Here is a 26492-nt window from a genome sequence, read left to right as displayed (position 1 = left end):
GGCTGCATGTTTTTTCTGTCCCGAATCTTGTATGCACAGATATATGAGAATGCAGTTGACCATATCATATCAAATATACCACTTATAAGAGGATAATTATCAAAATTTTTAATATTTTCAGCGGAAATCTTTCTTTATTCTTATGCTCCTTCATTTTTTTCAATGAGGACTTTCTGTCATATTCAATGATTGCGCTTACATAATGTAAAGCAATCCTTCCTTTCGCACAGTCAATAATGTGACAAATTTATGGCGGACAGGAAGGTGGTTGCCGCCTGCTTCACGAATTACGTAAGAAATGCGCAAGTAAAAGGGGGATTCGCTTGAAAAAATTTATCGCATTCCAGATTTTGATCGCTTTAGCCATCGGAGCATTGATCGGCCATTTCTTCCCGGATTTCGGGATGGCGCTGCGGCCTGTAGGAGACGGATTTATCCGCCTGATTAAAATGATTGTCGTGCCGATCGTGTTTTCGACCATTGTTATCGGAGCCGCCGGCAGCGGCAGTATGAAAAAAATGGGCAGTCTCGGCATCAAAACGATTATTTGGTTTGAAGTGATTACGACGCTCGTTCTGGCGCTCGGTCTGTTATTGGCGAACGTGCTGAAGCCGGGAGTCGGACTTAACCTCTCTCATCTTGCTAAAAAAGACATTCACGAGCTTTCCGGCTATACGGAAAAAGTAGTCGATCTGAAACAAATGCTTCTTGATATTATCCCCGTTAACATCATTGACGTTATGGCGAAAAATGATCTTCTCGCCGTCATTTTTTTCGCGATTTTATTCGGTGTTGCCGCAGCCGGCATCGGCAAAGCCTCCGCACCTGTCATGAGTTTCTTCGAATCCACGGCAAATATTATGTTCAAGCTGACGCAGATGGTGATGGTCACCGCTCCGATCGGCGTTCTCGCCCTGATGGCCGCCTCCGTCGGGCAATTCGGAATCGCGCTTCTGCTCCCGATGCTGAAGCTGATCGGCACTGTGTTTCTCGGGCTGTTCCTGATCCTCTTCGTTCTGTTTCCGATCGTGGGGCTTATCTTTAAAATCAAGTACTTTGAAGTGCTGAAAATGATTTGGGATCTGTTTTTGATCGCTTTCTCCACGACAAGCACAGAAACCATTCTGCCTCAGCTGATGGATCGGATGGAGAAATACGGCTGTCCGAAGCGGGTCGTCTCCTTTGTGGTTCCGTCAGGTTTATCGCTTAACTGTGACGGTTCAAGCCTCTATTTATCGGTGTCCTGTATTTTCCTGGCGCAGGCGTTTCATGTGGAGATGCCGCTTTCTCAGCAGCTTCTGATGATGCTTGTGCTCGTCATGACAAGCAAAGGCATTGCCGCCGTCCCGTCAGGCTCACTCGTCGTGCTTCTGGCGACAGCGAATGCCGTCGGTCTCCCCGCGGAAGGCGTCGCCATCATTGCCGGTGTCGACCGCGTCATGGACATGGCGCGAACCGGTGTCAACGTGCCCGGCCATGCGGTCGCCTGCATCGTCGTATCCAAATGGGAAAAAGCCTTCACATATAAAGGACCCGTCACGGCAGATCAGACCGCCCGGACAGAAAGTATGTAAACACAAAAAAGACCACCTCATTGGTGGTCTTTTCTATTAATCAATCGCCGCATGATCCTCTTTTTCAATCAAAGCAAGGCGTTCATTGATTTCTTCCTGAGTCATTTCGTGCTCTTTCACATACATGTTTCGTTCGTTCGTACGGCATTCGTGACTGCAGCTTCGCATGTATTTGTATTCATTCTCAGGTGTGCAGATCATTTTTTTATTACATGCCGGATTTGCGCAGTTCACATAACGCTCGCACGGCTCGCCCGTGAAATAATCTTTTCCGATGATAACGTGCTCTACGCGGTTGACCGGTACGCTGATTCTTTCGTCAAACACATAGCACTGTCCGTCCCACAGCTGCCCTTGCACTTCAGGATCTTTACCGTAAGTGACGATACCGCCGTCAAGCTGGGACACGTCTTCAAATCCCTGCTTCAGCAGCCAGCCGGAAAATTTCTCACAGCGTACGCCGCCTGTGCAGTACGTGAGGATTTTTTTGCCTTCAAGCATGTCTTTGTGTTCTTCAATCCAGTCCGGCAGCTCACGGAACGCCTCAATATCAGGTCTGACCGCTCCGCGGAAATGACCGAGGTCATACTCATAGTCGTTTCTGGCGTCGATCACGATCGTGTCAGGATCCTGCATTTGCTCATAAAAGTCTTTCGGTTTCAAATGCTTGCCCGTCGTGACATTCGGATCAACATCATCTTCGAGACGAAGCGTCACCAGCTCTTTTTTATGGCGCACAAACATTTTGCGGAATGCATGGCCGTCAGCCTCGTCAATTTTGATCGGCATGTCGGCAAAACGCGGATCAGCTTTCAGCGCATTCATGTATTGTTCCGTCTGTTCAACCGTTCCGGACACCGTGCCGTTAATGCCTTCCTCAGAAATCAAAATACGGCCTAACAGACCGAGCTCCTTACAAAACTTCAAATGCTGAGCCGTGAACTCTTCAGGCTCATCAATCTTTACATATTTATAATAAAGTAAAACTCTATATTGTTTTTCCATGATTTATACACCCTGTTCAATTATATTAATGATCACGCACACTATACTATATCATACAGGAAAACGGGCGAAAGATGAACATTTCCGTCCGTACTCTTTCTTCCAGTCACGCTTCGCCTTTTAAAACCTGCTGAAAATAAAACCGATACGTATTGCGCAAAAAGGTCTCAAGCGAAAGGCCGGCCGCGGTCTGATACTTGCCGATAATAAACGGAAAACGGTCACGGCCTTTTGCCCGCAGAAGATCCGCGCTGTCTTCAGCCAGTTCTGAGATGAGCGCCTCAACGACAGGCCGGCATGCATCCCGCACCGCTTCAAGAATTTGCTGATCGCCTGTATCCTGGTACTGTTCGATCAGTTTTCCCAAATCCTTTTCTTCCATAAAGTCCACTTCCTTACACCATATAAAAAAGAGGAGCAGCTTTTATAAAGCGGACGCCTCCTCCTGTGACTCCGCATAACCGATGATCTGACCGACCTGTAATTCACGGCCTTCAGTCAGGTTATCCGAAGGGGTAAACATACCTTTCTCGAATACTAAAATAACGGTCGATCCAAATGAAAAATAGCCCAGCTCTTCCCCCGTCTCAAGCCGGTTTCCGGTGTTTGTCTGAACGATCGAGTTAATATTCATCGCACCTACCGGAATCATGAGCATCTGCTGATCAGCACGGGTCAGCTCGTACACATAACGGTAATTTTTTGAGAGCACATCTTTCCCGTACTTTAACCCCATCGTATTAACGGGATAGGAGCGTTTCCCCAGCTCGGCCAGCTTTTTATACGTGCAGCTGACGGGAGAATGGAAACGGTGGTAATGTCTCGGGCTCAGGTAAAGCACGGCAAAACACCCGCCGTTATACTTGTGATCGGCGCTTTTAAACCCCGTCAGTTCGGCGAACGAATAATCCTTCCCTTTTACCATGAAAGTTTGATTGGGATTAATCATGCCCACCGTCTGAACGACGCCGTCCACCGGGCTGACGATGGCGTTCTTCTCTTTTGCCACGGGGCGGAGATTCAAATTAATATCACGAATGAAAAATGACGCCAGTGAATCAAAGTCAGAAGCCGTGCGTTCCGTTTCATTCCAGTTAATGCGATAGTGTTTGGAAAACAGCGGAATCATCGGCTTGCTCAGTTTCGATTCACAGAAGTTTTTAATGAGATAAGACGTCAATCGATTATTAGTCAGTTCAATCAATGAACGGTAAAGAACTTTAGCGGCAGTATTAAACATTGATTACTCCTATGAATTTTCCTATAGTAATAAAAATAAAACACCATAAAAACGCTCCGATGGCGGCGAAGCATAAGTAGGTTTTGAATTCCATTCTGCCGATTCCGGAAAAGTAGCAGGTCACGTGTCTGATGCCGGGGATGAAATAACCTAAAATAATGGTGTACGGCCCGTACTTCTTCATCCACCTGTCTACTTTCTCCATCCTCTTTTCCTTCAGGCCGACCCATTTCCCGAACTTATTAATAAACGGCCGGCCGGCTTTTCTGCCGATGAAGTAGCTGATAATCATCCCAAGGAGCGCTCCGATAAAGCTGATCAGAATGGAGAGCCCGTAATTCAGCACGTTTAAATGAGCGAAGTAACCCACAAGCGTCATCATGACTTCATCCGGAATAGGCAATCCGATAATACCGAGTGTCAGCATAAGAAAAATCGCGATATATCCGTAATCGGATATTAATTGCTGAACTAATTCCATCTTCTGCTCTCCAGGTTTTCAGGCGCCTGTTTTTTAAAGTGCGGAAATTTAATGTTGCTGACCATTAAATAACCGAGCGCGATCGTTCCCGCCCCCAGAAGAAAAGCGTTATTGATAAAGCTCAAAATGACAAGACACATACCCGCAAACGGAATCGGCATCCCGATAAACGTCGGCAGCTTGCTTTGTTCAATATTAAATCTGGAAAGACGGATCATCCCGCAGATGCTGTAGGAAAGCGCGATTAAAATTCCGATGAACGGAAGCGTATATAGTGAAACACTGTAAGCGAGCATGGACGGCGCTACGCCGAACGTCACGAGATCAGCAAAAGAGTCAAGCTCCCTTCCCATCTCCGATACCGCGTTCAGCTTACGGGCGGCCAAACCGTCAAAGAAATCAAGAAACATCCCGGTGAAAATAAAGATCACCGCAGAGTGTATATTATGATACAAAAGGGAATGAATCGATAAGAGCCCGCAAATAAAATTTCCAATTGTAATCATACTAGGTATATAATTCACAGTTTACACAAACCTCCAATTAAAACCATATCAAATCGGACTGCGTATGCATAAAGACTCCATTTTACGGAAACATAAAATGAAATCCTTTCAATGCTATCATTCAAATTCTTTTATTATACAGCATTTGGTGTTATTTGAACAATCTAATCTGGTGATTTTTGTTTTTTCGCCGTTCATATTAAGGTAAGCAATCATGGTTTCCTCTATTCCGGATTACCCTGCTTAAATATTCCATGCTGCGATCCGGATTGTCCGTTCTTGATGAATGAAAAGCCGTATGATGTATTGTTATTTCCTTCTCCGTGAAATGAGAACATTACATATAACGATTGCGGACATAAAAAGTTTCAAGAATTAAAAAACCGGCACAAAACGGCCTCATACATTATCTCACAACCCCGTTTTCCAGTATATAGTCTGTCCAAACAAAAAAGGCGCCTTACCATTACGGTAAAAACGCCTTTTAAGATCATTTTATGTAATTGATAAATGACTGAGTGCTTCGGCCGCTCTTTCTCTGGCCTCTTCAACGGTCTCGGCTGCAGAAAGCGCAACCGCCATACGGCGTCCGACTTTCGTGACGGGTTTACCGAATACGCGGACCTGAGTGCTTTTTACCGCCAAAGCTTTCTCCAAACCTTCAACCGCATAATCAGCAAGCTCTTTGGGCGCCTTCAGCGGACGGCTTGCCCCCGGCGACAGCTGAATGATTTCCGGAATCGGGAATCCCAAGACCGCGCGGACATGCAGCGCAAACTCTGACAAATTTTGCGTCACAAGCGTTACGAGCCCCGTATCATGCGGACGGGGAGACACCTCGCTGAAATATACTTTATCTTCAGTAAGGAAAAGCTCCACCCCGAACAAACCGTATCCGCCGAGCTCATCCGTTATGCTTTTCGCAATGTGTTTCGCCTCTTCAATCTGCTGTTCCGTCATATGATGAGGCTGCCATGATTCAATATAGTCACCGTCTTTTTGTTCATGTCCGATCGGCGCGCAAAAGGACGTACCGTTCGCCGCGCGCACTGTCAGAAGAGTGATTTCTGATTCAAACGGAATGAATTCCTCAACGATGACCCGGCCGTTTTTCACCCGGCCGCCTTCCATTGCCATGTCCCAGCAGCTTTTCAGCCCGGAAGCCGAGCGGCACACGCTTTGCCCTTTTCCGGAAGAGCTCATCAGCGGCTTTACCACGCACGGAAAGCCGATTGTTTCCGCCGCTTCTTTAAATTCTTCGTATGTATTCGCGAATTCATAGCCGGCAGTCGGAAGATGAAGCGTCTCTGCTGCAAGCCGTCTGATGCCTTCACGGTCCATCGTCAGCTTTGCCGCACGCGCATTCGGAATGACGTGAAACCCTTCTTCCTCGAGCTTCAGCAGCTCATCCGTCGCAATGGCTTCCACTTCCGGCACGATTAAGTCCGGTTTTTCTTTCTCAATGACTTCTCTGACCTGCGCTTTATCAAGCATATCAATCACATAGCTTTTGTGTGCGGCCTGCATGGCGGGAGCATGCTCATAGCTGTCAACGGCTACAGTGACAACCCCGAGCCGCTGCGCTTCAATGACGACTTCTTTCCCCAGCTCGCCTGATCCTAATAACAACATCTTCTTCGCCTGATACATGTCCTTTGGCCCCTCCCTTTCTATACCCCACTCATTATAACGGAAATATTCAAAAAATAAAGACAAGACAGATTACAAGCTCTATCCTGTCTTTTGTGCTGATTCGAGCGATTCAATCGCCGCTGACACGTCCTTCCCGCAATATTGCCCCATTAAGCATAACGATTCTTCCGCCCGGCAGGCGTGAGAAGCGATGCGGCGCTTTGCTTCCTCATGGTTGTCAAGGATGCCGAGAGCACAGAGACTGACGGGGAAACCGAGCCGGCGGTAAAACGGAAGCAGCTCTTCAATCTCATGTCTCCGATTCTCAAGCGCGAGCTGCACCAATATGCCGTAAGCAACCTTCTGGCCGTGCAGCACCTGATGTGTCTCCTGAAGAAAACTGAGGCCGTTGTGGACCGCATGCGCCCCTGCCATCCTGCACAAACGGCCGCCATACCCGCCGACCGTTCCCGCAAGCATAATGATCGTTTCCGCCGTATGGATGAACGGCACGGACAGCTCGCCTTTCTCCATGCTTACGACGGCGGCTTCACTGTAACGCAATAACAGATTACGGATATATTCCGCCTGTCTCAGCCCCGCCTGCGCCATCAGAGGCGGCGCTTCCTCCGTATTTCTGATGACCGCCTCGGCCTCATACCATTTCGCCAGCGTATCACCGATCCCGCTTTTCATATATTCAATGGGAGAGGAAAGCAAAAACAGCGGATCAACAAGCGTCAAATAGCTTGAACGCTTGTGATAATCAACTCTGATAAAATTGCCGCTGTCATCATATATGACACTCAACGGCGTACTTGCCGCACACGTCCCCGCAATGGAAGGAAGCATCACAGCCTCAATATCAAGCCGGTCTGCCGCCGCTTTTGCCAAATCCAAAATCGTGCCGCCTCCGATACCGATGATCACATCCGCGTCTTCCGCCTGCCCGCAGACCTTACGCACCGCCTCAGGTGAACAGTATCCTTTGTGCTGAATCACATCCCAGGAAGAACCGCCGCCGTAATCGGAGAACGCCTGATAGGATTTGATTCCGGTCACAATAACGGGTTTTCTGAATGTCTCCAGCAGCCCCGGAAGTTCTTTTGCGATTCCTTCCTTGCATATGTACTGATTCGGGCCGCTTCGGACGATATCTTCAGGCTTCATTCGAATCTCTCCTTTGGCTGGAATTTATACATATTTTCTCACTTGTCAGAAAATACATCAACCGGAGGTGCGTCAGCGCTTCGCTTCCTCCGCCTCCAAAAACAGCTCATCAAGCCGCTCCAAAGCTTCTGCCTTTTCAAAACTGCTGAACCACAGATCATCATAAGAATCAAGGATGCGGTAATGGTGGGAAATCAAATGCTGCTGCAAGCGGAACTCGCCTTTTTTCTCGATGGCTTTCCACCACACCTTGCCGCCCATCGTCTTCCCCTTCGGCCTGTCAATTGTGCGGTGAGCAACCGTTTCAATGACCTCCAGCGGATCATCTCCTAATACGGATTGCAGTGTTTCACTTGATCTGAAAAGCGCGCAAACCGCCACAACGTGCGGCCATTCCGCAAGCGCCCGCCCTTTCTCAATCTGCACCAGCGACTTTTTAGAAAGGCCGATCACATCCGCCATTTTCTCCTGTGTGTAGCCTCTCTCCGACCGGATTTTCTTCAGCTGGACTGAGACAAGCTCAGTCATATAATCTTGATCCATCTCAACCTCCATTTTTATCAATATAGCCATTTTACACCGCGGCACGCCTTTTTTATATCAGAACATTTTCAAACAAATCAAAAGGACCCGGGATCGGCTTTTCATTGAAACGATGTACCTTTCCGCATAATCCAGAATGATGCGGTGAATACAAACGTACGCCCGAAGAGACAGATGCGGTCTCCCTGGCGGTTGAGCTCCGGAGAAAATAAAAAGCTGCCGCAGCTGCGGCAGCTAAAACATTATAAGCTGAAAATCAAAATTATGAAGCGAATACAATCCAACTCGCACTATAATTGACACGTTTTTTCGAACCTTGATTGACCATTTTAAATCTGTATGAATCTCCTTTTTTTAACAAAGGTGTTTCAAAATAAGTCGTTCCATTTTTCTTTGCATTGGCGGTTTTGATTGTTTTCCAGGCACCTTTGCCGTTGACTTGCTTTTGAACGTATATTTTATACGTGCCCTTCCCTTTACTGTTGGATTTAAAAGTCACGGCTCTCAAGCTGTACTTTTTTGTCGTCTTAGTGAATTTAGGATGATATGTATTGATCACATAGTTAGTGAAATACCCGCTTTTATAAGTATGAAGCCAGTCTTTAGCCTCTGCTTTTTGCGGAGAAGAAAAACCCATAAAACCAATTCCGCTGATTAAAAGAGTAAAAATAATGATGAGCGACTTAAAAATCTTTTTGCTTTTCATCGAGAAAATCCTTCCTTCCTGTAACTATTTACCCTATTTATGTTAATGACAATATAGCTAATCATAAATCCGTCCAACTAACCATTTTGATTGCAGGAAGAGATGAGAACAGCCCTGAAAATGACTATATGACTAATACTTATGATTCTTGTTATTTTTGATTAAGTGATAAAGTTACTTTAAAGCGCTATCCATTTTGCTGTTTTTGTATCAATTGTCATAGAGAGATCTTTACCTATCAATGCCTCTCTATCGGCGTTTGTATGATGGGGCTGCCCTCGGACAAACTCCTGCACCCATGACAAACTGTCATACGTTTGCCACCTATGAATGAACGCACACTACACGTAATGGAGGGATTGCAATGGACGAAATGGTCCTGGAAACACAACAATGGCTGAATGAGACGTACAAAGGCAGACACGGGTACAACAAGGTGCCGGAAAACGGAAAAACAGGCTGGGACACCATTTACGGTCTGACACGGGCGCTTCAAATTGAGCTCGGTATTTCAGAACCTGCCGATAACTTCGGACCGACGACACAAAGATTGTTTAAACCGTTGAAAAAGCAGGCTCCCGATTCTAAGCCGACAAACATGAATTACATTCTGCAGGGGGCGCTGTGGTGTAAAGGGTTTAACCCGGGCGGATTTTCTGGCGTTTTCTATGAAAATACCGAAAGCGCTGTAAAAGAGTTTCAAAAAGCGGCCGGACTTACTAAGCAAGACGGCATCGTCACGGCACTCATTATGAAGGCTTTGCTGGATATGAGCGCTTTTCGGTTAGTAGCGGGAGGCGACAAAAGAATCCGCCAAATCCAGCAGAACCTGAACCGGGATTACAATGACTACATCGGCTTGATGCCTTGTGACGGCTTATATGCCCGCGATACAAACAAGGCTCTCATCTATGCTCTGCAAAAAGAAGAAGGCATGAGCACAAGCGTCGCCAATGGATTTTTCGGGAACGGAACGACCAGCTTATGTCCTACCTTGACTCCCGGCGATTCACGGACAGGCTTTGTTTTGATTGTTCAATACGCGCTTTACTGTAATGGGAAATCATTTGACCCCGGTGAATTCGACGGAAAATACGGCGTCGGAGTTGTATCGGCAGTGAAAGCTTTCCAAGAATTTATGTGCCTGCCGCAGACAGGTTATGCGGACATGCCGACGATTAAAGCTTTATTATCAAGCTCAGGCGACACAACGCGGGCTGCTTCAGCTTGTGACACCGCTGCCATTTTGACGGCAGATACGGCTAAAACTTTGCGTGAGAATGGCTATAAGATCGTGGGAAGATATCTGACCGGGAATGTGCGGACTAGCAGCGGACTGACATCGAAAGCGTTAACGTCAAAAGAACTTTCCGCGATTTTCAATGCCGGCTTAAGCGTGTTTCCGATTTATCAGGACGGCGGCTATGAATCTTCTTATTTTGTAAAAGACCAAGGAACGAGAGATGCGTACAGCGCTGCATCAGCCGCCCGAAGATTAGGTTTTCCGTCAGGAACGACCATTTACTTTGCCGTCGATTTTGATGCGTATGATTATGAAGTCACGGATAAAATCATCCCTTACTTTCAAGAAATCAAGTCAGCCTTTATGAAAATGCAGGCGTTCTCAACTGCGCCGAAATATGAAATCGGGGTATACGGACCGAGAAACATTTGTATCCGGACGTCAGAAGCAGGTCTGACCAAATATAGCTTTACGGCTAACATGTCGACCGGATTCAGCGGCAACCTCGGATACCCGATGCCGAAAAACTGGGCTTTTGATCAATTTTATGAAGGAACGATCGGAAGCGGAGCGGGAAAAGTCGCCATTGACAAAGACGGATACTCCGGAAAAGACTCGGGTGCAAGCAGCGTCCATCCGCCTTCTGATCCCGTGTATGATGCAAGACTGCGCACATTGACGGACATTTTAACAACCATTCCTGCTTTAGAAAATATATCGAATCTTGCGAATGCCATGTTTGAATTCGACAAGACAGAAACCATTTATGCATCACCTGAAATGGATATTCTTTTATCTACTTCACTTTTGGCAACAGTGCCAAGCGAAGGTTCTCCCAACACAGTTACCATTACAAATGGCAAACCGGGAGCTTATATTACCGGTCTGATGGGAGATTCACAAGTCTCTTTTACAGCATCACAAATTGATTCCTATCAAAACCTGCTTAACAGTCTGAGCTTGTCAGTCCGCAACGGTTATTTAGAAGTGTATGTCAATCCGGCTGCGGGATCGCTGAATATTCAATTTAAAATTTATACACCTGATATTCCGGTCGGTGACAGTGCTACTACTGGACTAACAACTACCATTACATTTAAAATAAAACAAAAGAGCTTCAGATTGCCGGATTCCGAAGAAGTGTACTCTCCGGATTGGGATTCTGTCGTGAATACCATGGCTATTGCAGGCGCAGGAATTATTGTTATTGTAGGGATCGGTGCTTTAGTCGTTTTAGCACCTGAATTAGGAGGAGCTGCAGCCTTGTTCAGCACAGTTTTATCACTATTTCTATAATTGAACAAGCAGCTCCTTGCTCCAGGAATGCTCAATGAGTATTCTTGGAGTTATTTTTTAAGGAGGATTCGTATGAAGATTGATATGCAGACATACAAGGACACCGTTCAAAAAATAGAAAATGATTTGATTCCGCGAAGTCAAAATGACAAAGAACTGCTTACATATTTAATGAAACAAGATTCGCTCACACTGAATCAAATGAAAATGTGTTTCACTGAACCGCTCCTCACCTTCCAACATACTGTCAAAATCGTATGTACAGTCACATTCATCACGTTATATATCTTTTTTTTCAGCACTCATTTTAATGATTTGATTGAAATGGCTCTGCAGATGGTTTTTGGCCTGGCCGGCCTTGTTTGGATTTTTGCTGTATTTCCGTTTTCAAGGAAAATCCAAGTGTCTGACCGTTTCAGACAAAAATCTGAAAACACCCGTATCACCGGAATGATAGACTTTGTCCTCGAACAACGATACAAAGACATGATCAGTTAAAAACCCCTCTGCTTAAGGGGTTTTTTTATGATGCAATCCCTTCACCCCCCTTATCAAAAAAGGCTCTTCTCCTTTGGAAATAACCGGAACACCCAATTTCGTTTTCAATATAATGAGATAGTGGATCTGCAAAGAAAGAAGGGCGACATGATGGGTATCATTAATGGCAAAATGTTCATTGACCGATTAAATCAGCTAGGAAATGAGATTTGGCTTGATGGTGAAAAGATCGAGGGACAGATTTCTGAACATCCCGCATTTAAGGGCCTTCTGGAAACGAAGCGCTCTCTTTATGATTTGCAAACGAAACCGGACATGAAAGATCAAATGACTTACAGTCTTCCCGGTAATAAAGAACGGACCGGGCTTTCATACCTGCAGCCGAAAACGAAAGAAGACGTAAAAAGAAGAAGAAACATGTTCGAACATTGGGCCAGACACACGCACGGAATGATGGGACGAAGCCCGGATTATATGAATACCGTGCTGATGAGCTTCGCCTCCTCTGCCGCGCTTTTGAAAGACCGTGATCATTGTTTTCCGGAACATGTTCAAGCGCTGTACGAACGCGCTGCCGCACAGGATCTTTCTTTTACGCACACGTTTATCACCCCTCAGGTGAATCGTTCACAAATGGGTGTAAACGTATCGCCGACACCTATCTCGGCAAAAGTCGTCGATAAAAATGAAAAAGGCCTTATCATACACGGCGCGCGGATTTTAGCCACACAAGGCGGCCTGACGGATGAAGTGCTCGTGATTTCTCTGCCTAAGATGTATTTTGAATCGGATGAAGCGTTCGCTTTTTCAATCCCTTCCAATACAAAAGGAGTAAAATTCATCTGCAGGGAATCTTTCGTACTCGGAAAATCATCGTTTGATTATCCGCTCAGCTCAAGATATGAAGAAATGGATTCTATCGTTGTATTTGATCACGTTTTGGTCCCTTGGGAACGCGTATTTTTTTACAATAATTACGAGGCGGCTTTTGATTTTAATATGAAAAGCTCTTTTAACGCCTTCGCATTTCATCAAGTTATCACGAGACAAATTGTAAAGACGGAGTTTCTCCTGGGCCTCGCCCAGACGCTTGTCGATGCGATAGATGTGGGGGAATATCAGCATATTCAGGCCAAGATGGCTGAGATCATCACCGGTCTGGAAACGATGAAAGCCCTTTTGGAAAAGTCGGAGAATGATGCCGAAACAGACGAATGGGGTTATATGCGTCCGAGTGTCACTCCGCTTCGTGTGGTCAGCGCGATTTTCCCTGACATCTACCCGCGCTTCACGGAAATCATCCAGCTGATCGGGGCAAGCGGAATGGTGACTTTGCCGACTGAAAAAGCGTTCCGTTCCGACATCAGAGGAGACCTTGACCAATATTTACAGGCGGCCGAATTGAACGCTGAGGACCGGGTAAAAGTGTTCCGCCTCGCATGGGATTTGACCATGAGCCCCTTTGGAACAAGGCAGACACAATATGAGCGGTACTTCTTCGGTGACCCCGTCCGCTTAGCCAGCCATCTGTACAGAAGCTACCCGAAAGAAGAACAGACCGCGGTCATCAAGGAATTCCTGCACATTCATAAATAAAACAAAGCAGAGAACGCATCTCTGCTTTTGATAGCTGGATCGGCTGCCGCCGATCCTATTTTTTATTTTGGCTGATCACCACCATCGTAATATGCGATAACGCGAAAGAGACGAGCGTGTATACGACGGCCCACCCGATAAACGAGAAATTCAATATGGTAAAGGTGCATATAAGGCAAACGGCCAAAGCGGCAGCCGGCATAATGAACGCGTTTTTAAACAGGTACGTTCCGGCGACTGACAGGATGATGATACAAAGCGGCAGAACACCGAACGCAAAATCCAATTCATCAATCAACAGATGCACTCCCTTCGCTTTTCTTAGTTCGGCCTAACACATCTTATGCCTGAGTACAAAATCGAGTACATCAAATCTTTCGCGCTCCGGCTGATATTCCCTCCGGTTATTTATTCAAAAAAATGAAAACTTTCCTTAAAGCGTTTACATTCACGCCAGACTGTGATAATTTAAGAAAGCGCTATCATATACAAGTTAATGATTTTTGGATGGAGATGAGGAGAACCAGGAAACCGCGCCCTTTCATAAGGGTGATTTCTGGTTCTTTTTGTCATTTTCAAGGAAAGGAGTCATACATACATCATGATAGACGTTCAGCAAAGGGGAGGATATGATGTTTCAATTGTTCAAGCCGGCTCCGCATATTGAGAGATTGGATGATTCAAAGACGGATGCGGCCTATAAACGGCTCAGGCTGCAGGTATTTTTGGGGATTTTCATCGGGTATGCCGGGTATTATTTACTTCGCAAAAACTTTGCCTTCGCTATTCCTTATTTTCAGGAACAAGGGTTTTCAAAAGGGGAACTTGGCTTGGTGCTTGCGGCCGTATCAATCGCTTACGGCTTCAGCAAATTTATTATGGGGATGGTGTCTGACCGCTGCAACCCGAGGTATTTCCTTGCGACAGGTCTGTTTTTGTCAGGTGTCGTCAACATTTTATTTGTTTCCATGCCATGGGTCACGTCAAGCGTGACGATTATGTTCATTTTTATGTTTATTAACGGATGGTTTCAAGGGATGGGCTGGCCGCCTTGCGGACGGACGATGGCTCATTGGTTTTCCATCAGTGAACGCGGAACGAAAATGTCGATATGGAATGTCGCCCATAACATAGGCGGAGGTATTCTCGCCCCGCTCGTGACTCTCGGCATCGCCATGTTTGTTACTTGGAAAAGCGTATTTTTCTTTCCGGCGATTATCGCCATCGTCATTTCATTTGTGATTGTTCTTCTCGTTCGGGACACGCCGCAATCCTGCGGGCTTCCGCCGATTGAAGAATACCGGAATGACTATCCGAAACATGCGTTCAAAGACCAGGAAAAAGAGATGACGACCAAAGAAATTCTTTTCAAATACGTGCTGAATAATAAATTTCTGTGGTATATCGCATTTGCCAATGTCTTTGTTTATTTCGTGCGGTACGGTGTCGTTGACTGGGCGCCGACTTATTTGACGGAAGCGAAAGGGTTCTCTCCTGAAGATTCCAGATGGTCTTATTTCCTTTATGAATATGCGGGAATTCCGGGAACGATTTTGTGCGGCTGGATCAGCGACCGATTTTTCAAAAGCCGCCGCGCACCGGCCGGCGTGCTGTTCATGGCCGGCGTATTTATCGCTGTATTGGTCTACTGGCTTAACCCTGCCGGTCATCCGCTCATCGATAATATCGCGCTGATCAGCATCGGATTCTTAATCTATGGGCCTGTCATGCTGATCGGACTTCAGGCCATTGACCTTGCGCCTAAAAAAGCGGCGGGAACGGCAGCCGGCTTAACCGGGTTTTTCGGCTACATCGGAGGCTCTGCTTTCGCCAACGCCATCATGGGTTATGTCGTAGACCGCTTTGACTGGAACGGCGGCTTTATCATGCTTATCTCCTCATGCGTGCTGTCCATCGTCTTCTTGGCGATGACGTGGAATACGGGCAAGCGGGCGGAGCATGTGTAAGAAAACAACATAAAAGATTAATATTTTTGCAGTACAGCATTTACAACGATTTTCTACACTAGAGACAGATATTGATTTTTAAGGGGGAAGAAAACATGCGGAAACATAAGTTGTTTGCTTTGGTATTGCTTTCATTCGGTTTATTGTCATTCATCGTCACGCCTGTATCGGCGGCGGGAAAAGGAAACCTCTTGTCTCCTGACAGAATTTTAACCATTGCCCATCGCGGTGCTTCGGGGTATGTCCCGGAGCACACGATCCTTTCTTATGAAACTGCGCAAAAAATGAAGGCTGACTATATTGAGCTGGATTTACAAATGACAAAAGACGGCAAGCTGATCGTCATGCATGATGAAAAACTGGACCGCACCACAAACGGACAAGGCTGGGTGAAGGATCATACATTAGCAGAGATTCAAAAGCTCGACGCCGGTTCTTGGTTCAATAAGGCCTATCCGGAAAAAGCAAAACCGCAATACGCCGGACTTCGCGTTCCCACACTTGATGACGTGTTAAAACGGTTCGGCAGACATGCAAACTATTATATTGAAACAAAGGCGCCCGAAACATATCCGGGTATGGAAGAAAAACTGATCGCCTCACTGAAAAAATACAAATTGGCAGGTAAGCATGCGAAACTTGGACAAGTTATCATTCAGTCTTTCAGCAGGGAGAGCCTTCTGAAAATCAAACAGCTCGATCCGAAACTTCCCGCCGTCCAATTGCTTGAAGCGGAACAGATGACCTCAATGACTGACGCAGATTTAACAGACATCAAAACATATGCCGTCGGAATCGGACCGGATTACAAAGCGCTGAACGCTCAAAATGTCCGGAACATTCGCAGCCACGGCCTACTGCTTCACCCTTACACCGTGAACAGCGAGACGGACATGCGCCGTCTGCTGAATTGGGGCGTAACCGGTGTGTTCACCAACTATGCGGATATATTTCAAAAGGTTAAAAAAGAATATAAATCATAAAGCCAGCATGGGTTCGGAGATGATGCCGAACCCATGTTTTTTTGCCTGATCAAAAAACCTTGCGGGAACGTTACCGCAAGGTTTTTATCAATCATTATTCTTTTCCGGCAGCGGCTTCCGCCTGCCCGCCTTTTAATTGATCGTTGATTGCTTTGGCGTCTTTCAAATACTCAGTCTTGAATCCGCTCTTCAGCGCCCACGCATAGAAGGCAAGGGCAACGATTGCGATCAGCCCCATATCCCATCCGTACGGAATGATGTTCAGACCGCCGAATTTTTCACTTCCGAGCCATGAAATGACCATCATGCTGAGCAGATAGACAACCATCCAAACGCCGCCTTTAAAGTTTCTGCGGAATCCTTTCCACTTCGCTTTCGCTTGGTAGTAGAAATAAATCGGAAGGCCGATCAAAATGATAAACAGCACCTGCCCTGTTAACGGCCAGCGCGCCCAATACAGCACGAGAGACGCGAACACGAAGCCGAGCGGTGCAACCACGCTGAGTCCTTTCAGACGGAGAGGCCTGTACAAATCCGCCGCCGTCCTCCGCAGCGTCATTACCGTCACGGGACCCGTGATATAAGAAATCAGCGTCGCTACGGAAATGATTTCAGCAAGCACGCCCCATCCTCTGAATAAAAACAGAAAGATAAACGATACGATCAGGTTGAAAATCATCGCTTGGCGCGGCACGCCGTACAGCGGATGAAGCTTTCCGAAAATGCTCGGCATATATTTATTTTTTTCCATGCCGTAAATCATGCGTGACGTCGTAGCGGTATATGTGATACCCGTTCCCGACGGAGATACGAACGCATCCGCATAAAGAATAATGACAAGCCAGTTGATATTCAATGCGATCGCCAAATCGGCAAATGGAGAGTTAAAGTTCAGGTGACTCCAGCCGTGAACGATCATGGAAGGTTCAACCGCACCGATAAATGCGATTTGCAATAGGACGTAAATGACGGTTGCGACCAGCAGCGAACCGACAACCGCAATCGGAATCGATTTGCCGGGATTTTTTGCTTCTCCGGCCATGTTAATCGGGCTTTGAAACCCGTTAAACGCAAATACGATACCTGATGTGGCCACCGCCGTCAGCACGCTCGCCCAGCCGTTCGGCGCAATGCTTGAACCGGATGTGAAGTTTCCGCCGTGAAAACCGGTAAACAGCAGCGCTCCGATTGTCAGCCCCGGAATAATAATTTTAAAGATGGTAATCAATGAATTCGCTTTTGAAAACAAGTTAACTGTCCAATAATTCAGTAAAAAGTAAATAATCAGCAATACGGATGCGAAGCCGAGCCCCTCTCCCGTAAGTGTGCCGTTGTGAACGAGATTGCTTGTCCACTTTGCCCAGTCCCACGGCCATGAGCTCATATATTGAACAGACGCAACCGCCTCCACCGGAATAACGGAAACAATCGCAATCCAGTTTGCCCATCCTGCGATAAATCCAATAAATGATCCATGAGAATATTGAGTATATTTTACCATTCCCCCGGCTTCCGGGAACATTGAACCCAATTCACTGTAAGAAAGTGCGATAAACAAAATTACGATCATACCGATAATCCAGGAAATAATTGCGGCAGGTCCCGCAATCTGAGCCGCCCGCCACGCCCCGAATAACCAACCGGAGCCAATCATCGACCCAAGTCCGACCATCATGAGTGCAAACGTTCCCATTCTGCGATGTAATTGATTCATAAAGTTAACACCTTTCAATTAAAATATGACTCCAGCGCTATCATATATTTATAATATTATTCTGAAAATAGTTTTGTCAATCTTTATCGCATTAAAGCGTCAAGCCAAAATTAACCTTCCGATGTTTAAACAGCCGTTAAGCGGGAATAACTACTGCAAGCCAGAAATAGAAAGGAGTTTTTATCGTGAAACAAAAACTGCTCATTTCAGGACTTGCCGTGTCGACTGTCGGAGTGACTTCCTACCTGCTCAAAGATAAATCAAACCGCCAAAAGGTGATGAACTTTATCCGCAATATGAAAACATCGCTCTCCGGGAAGCAGGATATTGAATCATTCCCCGTCAACAAAGCAGGCAACCCGCATCCCGAAGATATTGAAGATAACAAAATGGTATCCGAAGGCTCCATGTACCCGGTTCAATATTATGATGACAAGAAGAAATAATCTGTTCCCGGGCTGCCCGGCCGTATCAAACGGCGGCAGCTTTTTTTATGCAGACGGCGTTTTATAGATCCGCCAATATTGGCGCGATCCTTTCTCCCGCACGGTAATGCCCAGTTTGGATATTTCCGCTTTCAGCTCTTTCGCATCAGCCTTTTCCTCCTCTTTCAGCGCCTTTTCTCTCGCTTTTAAAAGAGCATTTGCCCCGGGCTCCAAATCCGGCGTGTCCGGCACCCACCGTTTGTATTCTTCTTTAAAAGGATCTTCCGTCCCCAGCCAGACATACCCATGCGCGCGAAACGCATCAGCCGCTTTTTCAACCGCCGGCTCAAGCTTCTCCCGAAAAAGCTCCTGTCCTTCAGTGCCTAATAAGACAAGATACTTCCCATCCGTAAACACACCGGAAATGCTGTCTTTCGAAAACACGCTTTCTTCATTATATATGGTTAAGGACACCCCGCTGTCCGTCACGACTGCCACAAGACTTTCTTTAAAAGCTGCCCGCGTCAGCCACACTCCCCCAATTAAGCCGATAACAGCGGTTGCAGCCGCAGCCTTCCATCCGTGAAAGGAAGCGATTATTTCCAGCGGCCCGTGAAAAGGCAGCCAATCCAATGTTACGGCCCACTTCGCAATGACCGGCAGAAACCATCCGATGACCAGCCCCAATAATGGCGGCACCAGATAAACCAAAGCTTTTTCAACCGATGACAACTCAAGAACCGTCTGTTTTTTTGTTTCGTTCATGTTTCTCCTCCGTCTGTGTTTTTCACAACTATCCATTATACAAAGGGTTGGATGATTCTGTAAACTGGTTCCGAAACAATAAAAAGCCTCCCGGCCGCCGGGAGGCTTTTTAAAATAGAAGCTCATATACTTCATTCAATTCCATCGTGCGCTTCTCATCCTGCTCGTTCTCAGCATATTTGATTTCCTTTTCAAGCACCTGATTCAGCGCATCCATTTCCAGATCATTTAGATCTTTCACGAACTCGCCCTCATTTGCATAATGCTTCACCTGAAGCTTTTTATAAACCCCCCGGCACACATCATGCTCCAAGTGGTTCGAAAGCGACTCGCGCAAATATCCGAGTGTCCTGTCCATCATGTAAACCCTCCCTTTTCTTTAGGAATAGCTTCCCGGAAAGAGAGAAAAACTATACATGAAAGCACCGGGCGGCTGTTTTAACTCTGTACCTGAATGGAGAAAAATCCGCTGCTTAACGGCGTGTACGGCCCGTTCAGCCCCGTTGCGGAGAAAGAGAACGTTCCTGAACTGACATAAGAAAGAGGAACGCTGTAATATTTAATATAGCCTGTAACGATATTGCCGTTTTTCGTATATTCATCTTCCAGCGCTTTTGACGTAAGATTTGTAATATTCGTTCCGTTGTTAAACGCCTGGATCGTATTATTGTTCGGATACCCTTGGAAATATACGGCTAAATAACCCGTTGTCCCCTTCATCGGTTTTGATGCGCTGATTTGGTTCGGACCGATATTTTCCCATTGGTAATTCTGACCGTCAGACGTCACACCGATAATACGGATTTGTGTTAAAGCAGGAGCCGGCGCCGCAGACGCTGACGGAACCCACAACCCGCTCACAAGCAACAAAGCAGCGGCGGCCGCGGCAAATAGCATAACGAGTCTCTTTTTCATGTTTCTTCCTCCTCTTAATCTTTTCGTAGAATCCTATACTATTTTACATGATTCCCAAGGAAAAAGATTACATTTCATAAAAGAGTCCGGAATATTTTGTGAACTAGATATGAAACGCTCTGGAAACGCCATTGATTATGAGAAAGATGCCGCAGATTCTTAACACGACTCTTGAGCTTCTGTCATCCTTACCGAAAAAGGTTTTTCCGAGCCAGCCGATCCATACGTTCATTGCGGCTCCAGCAAGCACTTCTATGATTCCGATGATTTCTGCCATATACAAAGCAGCCATCCTCCTAACTGTGTTTTTTCATATTACGGTTTATCAAATAGAGTGATAAAACCAATGACGCTGCACCGGCGGCAAGAAACAGGCTCAGCGGCACTATCTGCATGCTGTCTCCGCCATTGTTTTGAAACGCGCCGATCGCCCATTTTTCAGGGGTAAACAATGACAGCATCCGCATGTACTCCGGAGCCGTGTCTAATGTGAAGAAAGCCCCTCCCAATAAACCCGTGACAGCTATAAAAACGGAAGCAAGCGACGTGAATTGCTTTTGGCTCTTCATGAACGGTATCACGGCCATCGTTACAGCAGTCAGCGCAAACGAGCAGGCCGCAAGCACCGCTCCAGCAGCAAAAACATGATCAGCAAAACGGATGTGCAGCATGAATGTTCCGGCAGCGAGAATCACGATAATATGGAGAAGTCCGAAAAGATACGCCGCCGCAAACTTAGAGATGGCATATGCCGTATAGGAAACGGGCGTGCTCAGCAATCTGTCGTATGTATGATTTTCTTGTTCATCTATAAATGATCGCAGGCTTTGGACTGCAACGAACCAGATAAACATCACTAAAAATCCGATGAGTCTGTCAGCCGCCTGCCCGCCTGCATAAACGTGATGGCGGTCAACGGTGACGGCGGAATGACCCTGAATATCCTTCAAGAGATCAGCTGCCGCCTGCTTTCCATCGGTGTGCAGCGTACGGGATATCACTTTTGCATCGCGGACTATTTTTTTCAGCGCGCCCGCCTGCTGCGCAATCAGCTGCTCTGTCAAAACAGCATCACCCTTTTCTTCATTCTGAATAAATGAAACGTTCAATTCATCTCCGGAAAATAATGTCTCTTCAAAATGAGAGCCGATCAGCAATCCAAAGGATATATCCTGATGATTAACCTTTGTTTTTAATACGTCCTCCGTGACCTTCGTGACTTTTATATGGCCGGCTGTCTGAATCATTTTCATAAATTGCGCTGAATAGGCGCTCTGATCCTCATCAGCTACATATACTTCCTTCTGCTGACTGCCATCCGCAGAAAAGGAAAAGAAATATGTGAGAAGGAGCGGAGCGGAAATCGTCGCAAAGATGGCAGCCCGATTTTGCAGCATCAGTTTCAGCTGATGTCTGATCATGAATAACAGCTGCATCATGAAACAGCCTCCTTCCGTTTAAACACCCAGACGGTCAAACATAAAAACACGGCGCCGATGGCGGCAAGCTCTGCCAAATCCGCCGCAATACCGCTCAGACCGGCATGCTGCGTGACACTGACATAGCTGTTGATCGCTTTGCCGTTCGGTATCAGCTCCTGCACGATTTTCAAACTGTCAGGCAAGCCGTCTTTTGCGATAAAACTTCCGCCTAAAAAACTGAAGCCATACAGAATAGGAGCCGCCATGCTTGAGACGGTCTCGTGGTTTTTTGCAGTAACCCCCCAAAGGAGCACAATACTGCCGATCGCAAATGAATAAACGATCGTCACCAGCAATACTTCAAACAAATTGCCCCATTTTACCTGATACAAGATGCTGCTTGCGATGATGACGGCAGCCATTTGCATCAGGATGGCAAACATGATTCCCAAAAGCTTACCCGCCACGTATTGGATACGTAAAACAGGCATTGATTTGATTCTGAATAACGTGTGCTGCTGTCTCTCTTCCACTATCCCGTGAATGAGCGCAAACGCGGTCATAATGGAGAACATGACGACCATTGCGATTGAATAATACTGCATCGCATCAATCGGAGCCGCGTGATTGCCGGCCGACTGTTTCGGAATGGTGACAGTCTGTCCACGTTCACCCGAAAGGCCGCTGATGATTTTGCTGACATCTCCCTTTGACAGATGTCCCGACTGCTTCAGCACCGCTTTTTCTTCGCTGAATTCCGCTTTTACTCTGGTGACAAACGAATCGGCCATCATTTCCACAATGTCTCCGTTTACAGAGCCTTGTTGGTCCGAGATGACTTTGATACTTGTTTTTTCATTGTATTCCGCCGCTTTTGCAAAGCCTTTCGGCACGTATACAAAAACGGAGACTTTACCGCTTTCGACAAGCTGTTTCCCTTCTTGGTAACTGCCTATATCTTTTACACGGATGAGATCGTTTTGGTTCAGCACGTCATTCTTTAATATCTCACCCAAAGAACTCTCCGCGTGATCCGCATTATAAAACGCAGTCTGAAATGGCTTCACTTTTGAATCGCCGTGAAAAACCGTTCCTAAAATGAAAATCATCAGCGCCGGAAACAGAAGCAGTTTTATATAGAAAGACTTTGCGCCGGCCAATAACCGAAAATCTAATAAGATCAGCCTGAATAATATTTTCATGACGCCCCCTATGAATCCCGCAGCGTTTTGCCGGTGAGCCGGAGGAAAATGCTTTCCAGATTGGCTTCCTCGAAATGAATGCCCTTAATGGTGATACCGGTTTTCCTGATATCATCCGCAATATCAAGGATATTGCGATCTGCCGCAGAGACGAGCATCGTAATGGTCTGCCGGCTGACAGCAGCCTCGGCAACACCGGGAATGCGGCGGATTTTTTTAACGGCATCATCATTCAGCCCCTCTGCATTCACGGTCAGGGTATCAGAGGCTTTGGCTGACTGCTTCAATTCGTCTTTCGTCCCGCAGGCAATGATTGAGCCGTGATCCATGATCGCCGCTTTTTCACAGAGGTATTCGACCTCTTCCATGTAATGGCTCGTGTAGATGACGGTCATCCCTTTTTCTTGATTTAACGTCTTCACGGTTTCAAGAATGTGGCGTCTGGATTGCGGATCAATTCCGACGGTCGGCTCATCTAAAATGAATAGTTTCGGTTCATTCATTAGCGCGGCACCGATATTCACCCGTCTTTTCATGCCGCCCGAAAACTCAGATATTCTTTGATTTCGCTGTTCCTGTAATTCGATGATGTCCAGCACTTCATCAACCCGTTTACAAAGTTCCTTACCGGAAAGTCCGTACAAACTTCCGAAAAAAGCCAAATTATCCTTTGCGCTTAACGCTTGATATAAAGCGATTTCCTGCGGGACGACTCCCATCACTTTTTTTATGGCCGCAGGCTGCTCCTGTAATGAGATTCCGTCAATGCAGATTGTTCCGCCCGTCGGCGGGAGCACGGTGCTGATCATCGACACCGTTGTTGATTTACCGGCGCCGTTTGGTCCCAGCAGACCGAATATCTCTCCTTTTTCGACGCCCAGTGATATATGATTGACAGCGGTAAAATCGCCGTACTTTTTTGTCAAATCCGTTAATTCGAGCATTCGTGCAGCACTCCTTGTGTCATGTCTGCACTTATTCTACTCTTGGCGATCCTTGTTTTCTATTCACTTTCGTACTCGATATGGGTATTACTTTCGTCATATGTTTAGTGATAAAAAGGGAGAGAGGAGGGTGAAGCGGGGTTATAGCAATTTTTGCAAATATAAAGTAAGCTCGGTTCTGTTTGACATTTCAAGTTTATCGAGGATTCTGGATACATAGTTTTTCACAGTGCCTTCAGTCAGAAATAAGTCTGCGGCAATGCGTTTATTGCTTTTGCCTTCCATAATGTGTTTCGCCACATCAAGCTCTCTCGGCGTGAGAATCTCCTTCAGCTTTGACCGCGGCTCTTTCTGCACCGCAGGGATCTCCATGTTGTTCAGCGCTTTTACGACGGAAACCGTGATTTTGGGATTCAGCATCATTTTCCCTTCATAAACGGCTTGAAGGGAGGCGGTAATTTCATCTGAATCAGCATCCTTCAAGAGATAGCCGTCGGCTCCGCTTTTCAGCCCGGCAAAAATATAGTGATCATCTTCAAACGTTGTCAGAATGATGACTTTTACGGAAGGATATCGCGCTTTTACCGCTTTTGTCGTTTCGATTCCGTCCATACCGGGCATTCTGATATCCATCAAAATCACATCGGTTTCGGTTTGAGAAAGCAGCCGGAGAACCTCTTCGCCGCAAGAAGCCTCTCCCGATATTTGAATTCCTTCGTGAAGACTCAGAATCATTTTCAGCCCCTCTCTCACAATGGACTGGTCGTCTGCAATCATGACATTCACTTGATTATTCCTCCTTGCATGGAATCCTTATTTTCACGTCAAAACCCGTTTCCTTCCCGGAAGAGAAAACAGCCTCTCCACCAAGTGCGGCCGCTCTTTTCTCAATTCCTTTCAGACCATTTGATTTTATGATCGTTCCGCAGGCTGAGCCGTTATTATGAATATGCGCCAATATCATGTTTCGGTTTTTTTGAATCCGGACAGAAACATATGAAGCATGTCCATGCTTTATCGCATTCGTAATCGTTTCCTGAACGGATTGATAAAGACAATGCTTCACATCCGGCTGTTCCGCTTCTATGGCCGCGTCCGTCTCCAGCTCGAAGCGAATGCCTCCCGCCTCTTGGAAATGACTGAAAATGTCACGGAGCTCTTGCTCAAACGCCCGCCCGGACAAAGAGCTCTGCAGCAGCGTAACCGCCTGGCGAAGCTTTAAAATAGATTCTTTCGTAAGATCATGCGCCTTATGAATGATCTGCTTCACTTTGTCCGGCTGATGCCCGGCTGTCTTCCCGGCAAATTCTAAATTCATTTTCAGAGCAGCCAGATAATGACCGAGAGAATCATGCAGCTCCTGCGCAATTCTTGTTCTTTCTTTCGTAACGGCCAGTTCCTCAATCCGGTCTGAATATTCCTTCAGTGTGTCATTAGCGGTTTTCAGCTCTCGGTTCAGCAATTCTACCTTCGACTTCTCCTGCAGGTTCTTCCGATATAAATAAATCACCGCAAACATGATGAAGTATGGCGGCACGATATCACTGACACCCGCTCCTCCGGCGTATAAAGCTGCTGCAAATGCGGCGGCATTCACCGTTAACAAAACAGCCGGAATCTGCTGATCAGTAATAAGCACCTCCGCCAATAAAAGCACCATTACGGCCTGTGTCCCCACACTATAGACATTGTACAAAAGAACTCCCGCGATAACGTTGCTCAGGAGAAAAGAGCCTTGATATACAGCCGGCCTTCTCTTCATATATAGCGGCCGCAGGCAGTCATTAGCCGTCAGCATCATCACGAGCACAGACAAAAAAACCTTCAGCTCCCCCCGGCCGGGAGGAAGCTGAAGAATCGCATGAAAGATTGATAGTAATGCAAAACCCCTGATCAGTAACTTCGTATGTGCAATCTTCATCGTATTCTCCTTACAGATGAGCGGCGGCTTTTCGCTCCACGTTCAGCACATCATACAGCTCATCAAGCGAATGAATTTCATACGTCGGGATAATCCCGGACTCATTTGCTTTCTTTCCGGGATTAAACCAGCACGTATCCATTCCCGCCATCTGACCGCCTTTTATGTCCGCGCTCAATGAATCGCCGATAATAAGCCCGTGCCCGGCAGAAAAACCGGGAATTCTCGCAAATACATAATCAAAGTATTCCTTCATCGGCTTTTGAAAACCCGTGTCCTCAGATACAAACACATCTTTAAAAAACGGATACAGACCGGAGTCGCCCAGCCGCTTATATTGTGATGTTGAGACGCCGTTCGTCACGATGTATAAATCAAATAAAGGACTCAGCCGTTCAATCAGCTCATAAGCTCCGTCTATCATCTGGTGCCCTTCTTCTAAGTATTGGCGGTACGCCTGATTCATCAGCACGCCGTCGGCTTCAAGGCCGTATTCTTTAAACAAAAGGGCAAACCGTGTATTCACCACTTCATCGCGGGTCATTTCCCCCTCTTCAAACGCCTTCCACAGCCCTTGATTTAACGCTTTATAACGGGCTTCCACCTCTGCCGTCAGCTCCAGCTTTGAACCTTGGAACAATTTTTGAAGAGCATCGGTTTCTGAAGCGGTAAAATCCAGCAGCGTATTGTCTATATCAAATAATAACGTACGGTAATGACTCATCGATGTTTCCCCCGGTTCTGC

At 46.5% G+C, this 26492-nt stretch carries 28 protein-coding genes; 7 read left to right on the top strand and 21 right to left on the bottom strand.

Going from position 1 to position 26492, the window contains the following annotated elements; genetic code table 11:
* Positions 1-323: 323 nt before the first annotated feature.
* Positions 324-1574, top strand: coding sequence for a glutamate-aspartate/proton symporter GltP (gltP, locus tag L3V45_RS01340; protein ID WP_014304261.1), 1251 nt, complete (start codon positions 324-326; stop codon positions 1572-1574).
* 36 nt (positions 1575-1610) lie between these two features.
* Here gltP and trhO read toward each other — a convergent pair whose 3' ends face one another.
* The 9 genes from trhO to L3V45_RS01295 all read right to left on the bottom strand — a co-directional run bounded on the left by trhO (position 1611) and on the right by L3V45_RS01295 (position 8857).
* Complete coding sequence (gene trhO / locus L3V45_RS01335; protein WP_003156708.1) at positions 1611-2579, bottom strand: oxygen-dependent tRNA uridine(34) hydroxylase TrhO; 969 nt, start codon at positions 2577-2579, stop codon at positions 1611-1613.
* A gap of 106 nt (positions 2580-2685) precedes the next feature.
* Complete coding sequence (locus L3V45_RS01330) at positions 2686-2961, bottom strand: hypothetical protein (protein ID WP_024084844.1); 276 nt, start codon at positions 2959-2961, stop codon at positions 2686-2688.
* Positions 2962-3003: 42 nt separating this feature from the next.
* Positions 3004-3819: a phosphatidylserine decarboxylase gene (locus L3V45_RS01325; protein WP_003156710.1), complete on the bottom strand. Its 816-nt coding sequence runs from the start codon at positions 3817-3819 to the stop codon at positions 3004-3006.
* The gene (locus L3V45_RS01320) at positions 3812-4300 is read right to left on the bottom strand and encodes a DedA family protein (RefSeq protein ID WP_003156711.1); all 489 of its coding nucleotides are present in this window, start codon (positions 4298-4300) and stop codon (positions 3812-3814) included. The genes L3V45_RS01325 and L3V45_RS01320 overlap by 8 nt, the downstream gene beginning before the upstream one ends.
* Entirely contained in the window at positions 4291-4824 is a 534-nt protein-coding gene (gene pssA, locus L3V45_RS01315; RefSeq protein WP_003156712.1) for a CDP-diacylglycerol--serine O-phosphatidyltransferase, read from the bottom strand. The genes L3V45_RS01320 and pssA overlap by 10 nt, the downstream gene beginning before the upstream one ends.
* A 477-nt stretch (positions 4825-5301) precedes the next feature.
* Entirely contained in the window at positions 5302-6456 is a 1155-nt protein-coding gene (purT, locus tag L3V45_RS01310; RefSeq protein WP_014304260.1) for a phosphoribosylglycinamide formyltransferase 2, read from the bottom strand.
* 81 nt (positions 6457-6537) lie between these two features.
* Entirely contained in the window at positions 6538-7608 is a 1071-nt protein-coding gene (locus L3V45_RS01305; protein WP_024084843.1) for an iron-containing alcohol dehydrogenase family protein, read from the bottom strand.
* A 72-nt stretch (positions 7609-7680) separates the two neighbouring features.
* Positions 7681-8151, bottom strand: coding sequence for a helix-turn-helix transcriptional regulator (locus L3V45_RS01300; RefSeq protein WP_003156718.1), 471 nt, complete (start codon positions 8149-8151; stop codon positions 7681-7683).
* A 262-nt stretch (positions 8152-8413) separates the two neighbouring features.
* On the bottom strand, positions 8414-8857 hold the full coding sequence (locus L3V45_RS01295) for a hypothetical protein (RefSeq protein ID WP_014304257.1): 444 nt from the start codon (positions 8855-8857) through the stop codon (positions 8414-8416).
* A 364-nt stretch (positions 8858-9221) separates the two neighbouring features.
* Between L3V45_RS01295 and L3V45_RS01290 the strand changes: the two genes are divergently transcribed.
* The 3 genes from L3V45_RS01290 (at position 9222) to hpaB (ending at position 13490) form a co-directional block, all read left to right on the top strand.
* Positions 9222-11396 (top strand): glycoside hydrolase domain-containing protein, encoded by a 2175-nt coding sequence (locus tag L3V45_RS01290; protein ID WP_024084842.1) that lies wholly within the window; start codon positions 9222-9224, stop codon positions 11394-11396.
* Positions 11397-11468: 72 nt separating this feature from the next.
* On the top strand, positions 11469-11894 hold the full coding sequence (locus L3V45_RS01285) for a hypothetical protein (RefSeq protein WP_015388753.1): 426 nt from the start codon (positions 11469-11471) through the stop codon (positions 11892-11894).
* Positions 11895-12044: 150 nt separating this feature from the next.
* On the top strand, positions 12045-13490 hold the full coding sequence (gene hpaB, locus L3V45_RS01280; protein ID WP_236837225.1) for a 4-hydroxyphenylacetate 3-monooxygenase, oxygenase component: 1446 nt from the start codon (positions 12045-12047) through the stop codon (positions 13488-13490).
* A 55-nt stretch (positions 13491-13545) separates the two neighbouring features.
* On the opposite strand, the gene L3V45_RS01275 is transcribed toward hpaB, so the two are convergent.
* Positions 13546-13788, bottom strand: a complete 243-nt coding sequence (locus L3V45_RS01275) for a DUF2651 family protein (RefSeq protein ID WP_003156724.1) — start codon at positions 13786-13788, stop codon at positions 13546-13548.
* Between the two features lie 334 nt (positions 13789-14122).
* On the opposite strand from L3V45_RS01275, the gene glpT reads away from it, so the two are divergent.
* Both glpT and L3V45_RS01265 read left to right on the top strand, forming a co-directional pair.
* Positions 14123-15457, top strand: coding sequence for a glycerol-3-phosphate transporter (gene glpT, locus L3V45_RS01270; protein WP_003156725.1), 1335 nt, complete (start codon positions 14123-14125; stop codon positions 15455-15457).
* Between the two features lie 95 nt (positions 15458-15552).
* Complete coding sequence (locus L3V45_RS01265; RefSeq protein ID WP_003156727.1) at positions 15553-16440, top strand: glycerophosphodiester phosphodiesterase; 888 nt, start codon at positions 15553-15555, stop codon at positions 16438-16440.
* A gap of 94 nt (positions 16441-16534) precedes the next feature.
* On the opposite strand, the gene L3V45_RS01260 is transcribed toward L3V45_RS01265, so the two are convergent.
* Complete coding sequence (locus L3V45_RS01260; protein ID WP_003156729.1) at positions 16535-18154, bottom strand: glutamate/serine transporter AimA; 1620 nt, start codon at positions 18152-18154, stop codon at positions 16535-16537.
* A gap of 185 nt (positions 18155-18339) precedes the next feature.
* Between L3V45_RS01260 and L3V45_RS01255 the strand changes: the two genes are divergently transcribed.
* Complete coding sequence (locus L3V45_RS01255; RefSeq protein ID WP_003156732.1) at positions 18340-18600, top strand: hypothetical protein; 261 nt, start codon at positions 18340-18342, stop codon at positions 18598-18600.
* A gap of 45 nt (positions 18601-18645) precedes the next feature.
* On the opposite strand, the gene L3V45_RS01250 is transcribed toward L3V45_RS01255, so the two are convergent.
* The 10 genes from L3V45_RS01250 to L3V45_RS01205 all read right to left on the bottom strand — a co-directional run bounded on the left by L3V45_RS01250 (position 18646) and on the right by L3V45_RS01205 (position 26471).
* Positions 18646-19344 carry a YqeB family protein gene (locus L3V45_RS01250; protein WP_154303208.1) on the bottom strand — a complete coding sequence of 233 codons (699 nt, stop codon included), beginning with the start codon at positions 19342-19344 and terminating at the stop codon, positions 18646-18648.
* 109 nt (positions 19345-19453) lie between these two features.
* Positions 19454-19702, bottom strand: a complete 249-nt coding sequence (locus tag L3V45_RS01245; RefSeq protein WP_003156736.1) for a sigma-G-dependent sporulation-specific acid-soluble spore protein CsgA — start codon at positions 19700-19702, stop codon at positions 19454-19456.
* A gap of 80 nt (positions 19703-19782) precedes the next feature.
* Positions 19783-20259, bottom strand: coding sequence for a DUF4879 domain-containing protein (locus L3V45_RS01240; protein WP_003156737.1), 477 nt, complete (start codon positions 20257-20259; stop codon positions 19783-19785).
* A gap of 103 nt (positions 20260-20362) precedes the next feature.
* Positions 20363-20542, bottom strand: coding sequence for a hypothetical protein (locus L3V45_RS01235; protein ID WP_003156739.1), 180 nt, complete (start codon positions 20540-20542; stop codon positions 20363-20365).
* A gap of 13 nt (positions 20543-20555) precedes the next feature.
* On the bottom strand, positions 20556-21698 hold the full coding sequence (locus L3V45_RS01230) for an ABC transporter permease (RefSeq protein WP_025853815.1): 1143 nt from the start codon (positions 21696-21698) through the stop codon (positions 20556-20558).
* Positions 21695-22882 (bottom strand): ABC transporter permease, encoded by a 1188-nt coding sequence (locus L3V45_RS01225; protein ID WP_160249130.1) that lies wholly within the window; start codon positions 22880-22882, stop codon positions 21695-21697. The genes L3V45_RS01230 and L3V45_RS01225 overlap by 4 nt, the downstream gene beginning before the upstream one ends.
* Before the next feature lie 8 nt (positions 22883-22890).
* On the bottom strand, positions 22891-23826 hold the full coding sequence (locus L3V45_RS01220; protein WP_014304247.1) for an ABC transporter ATP-binding protein: 936 nt from the start codon (positions 23824-23826) through the stop codon (positions 22891-22893).
* Positions 23827-23967: 141 nt separating this feature from the next.
* The gene (locus L3V45_RS01215) at positions 23968-24612 is read right to left on the bottom strand and encodes a response regulator (RefSeq protein WP_003156743.1); all 645 of its coding nucleotides are present in this window, start codon (positions 24610-24612) and stop codon (positions 23968-23970) included.
* Between the two features lie 4 nt (positions 24613-24616).
* Positions 24617-25747, bottom strand: coding sequence for a sensor histidine kinase (locus L3V45_RS01210; protein WP_060386734.1), 1131 nt, complete (start codon positions 25745-25747; stop codon positions 24617-24619).
* Positions 25748-25757: 10 nt separating this feature from the next.
* Complete coding sequence (locus tag L3V45_RS01205; RefSeq protein WP_003156746.1) at positions 25758-26471, bottom strand: YjjG family noncanonical pyrimidine nucleotidase; 714 nt, start codon at positions 26469-26471, stop codon at positions 25758-25760.
* Between the last annotated feature and the right edge of the window lie 21 nt (positions 26472-26492).

The sequence above is a fragment of the Bacillus sp. R45 genome (assembly GCF_021729365.1).
GTDB lineage: Bacteria > Bacillota > Bacilli > Bacillales > Bacillaceae > Bacillus > Bacillus velezensis.
This window is presented reverse-complemented; position numbering and strand designations above follow the sequence as displayed.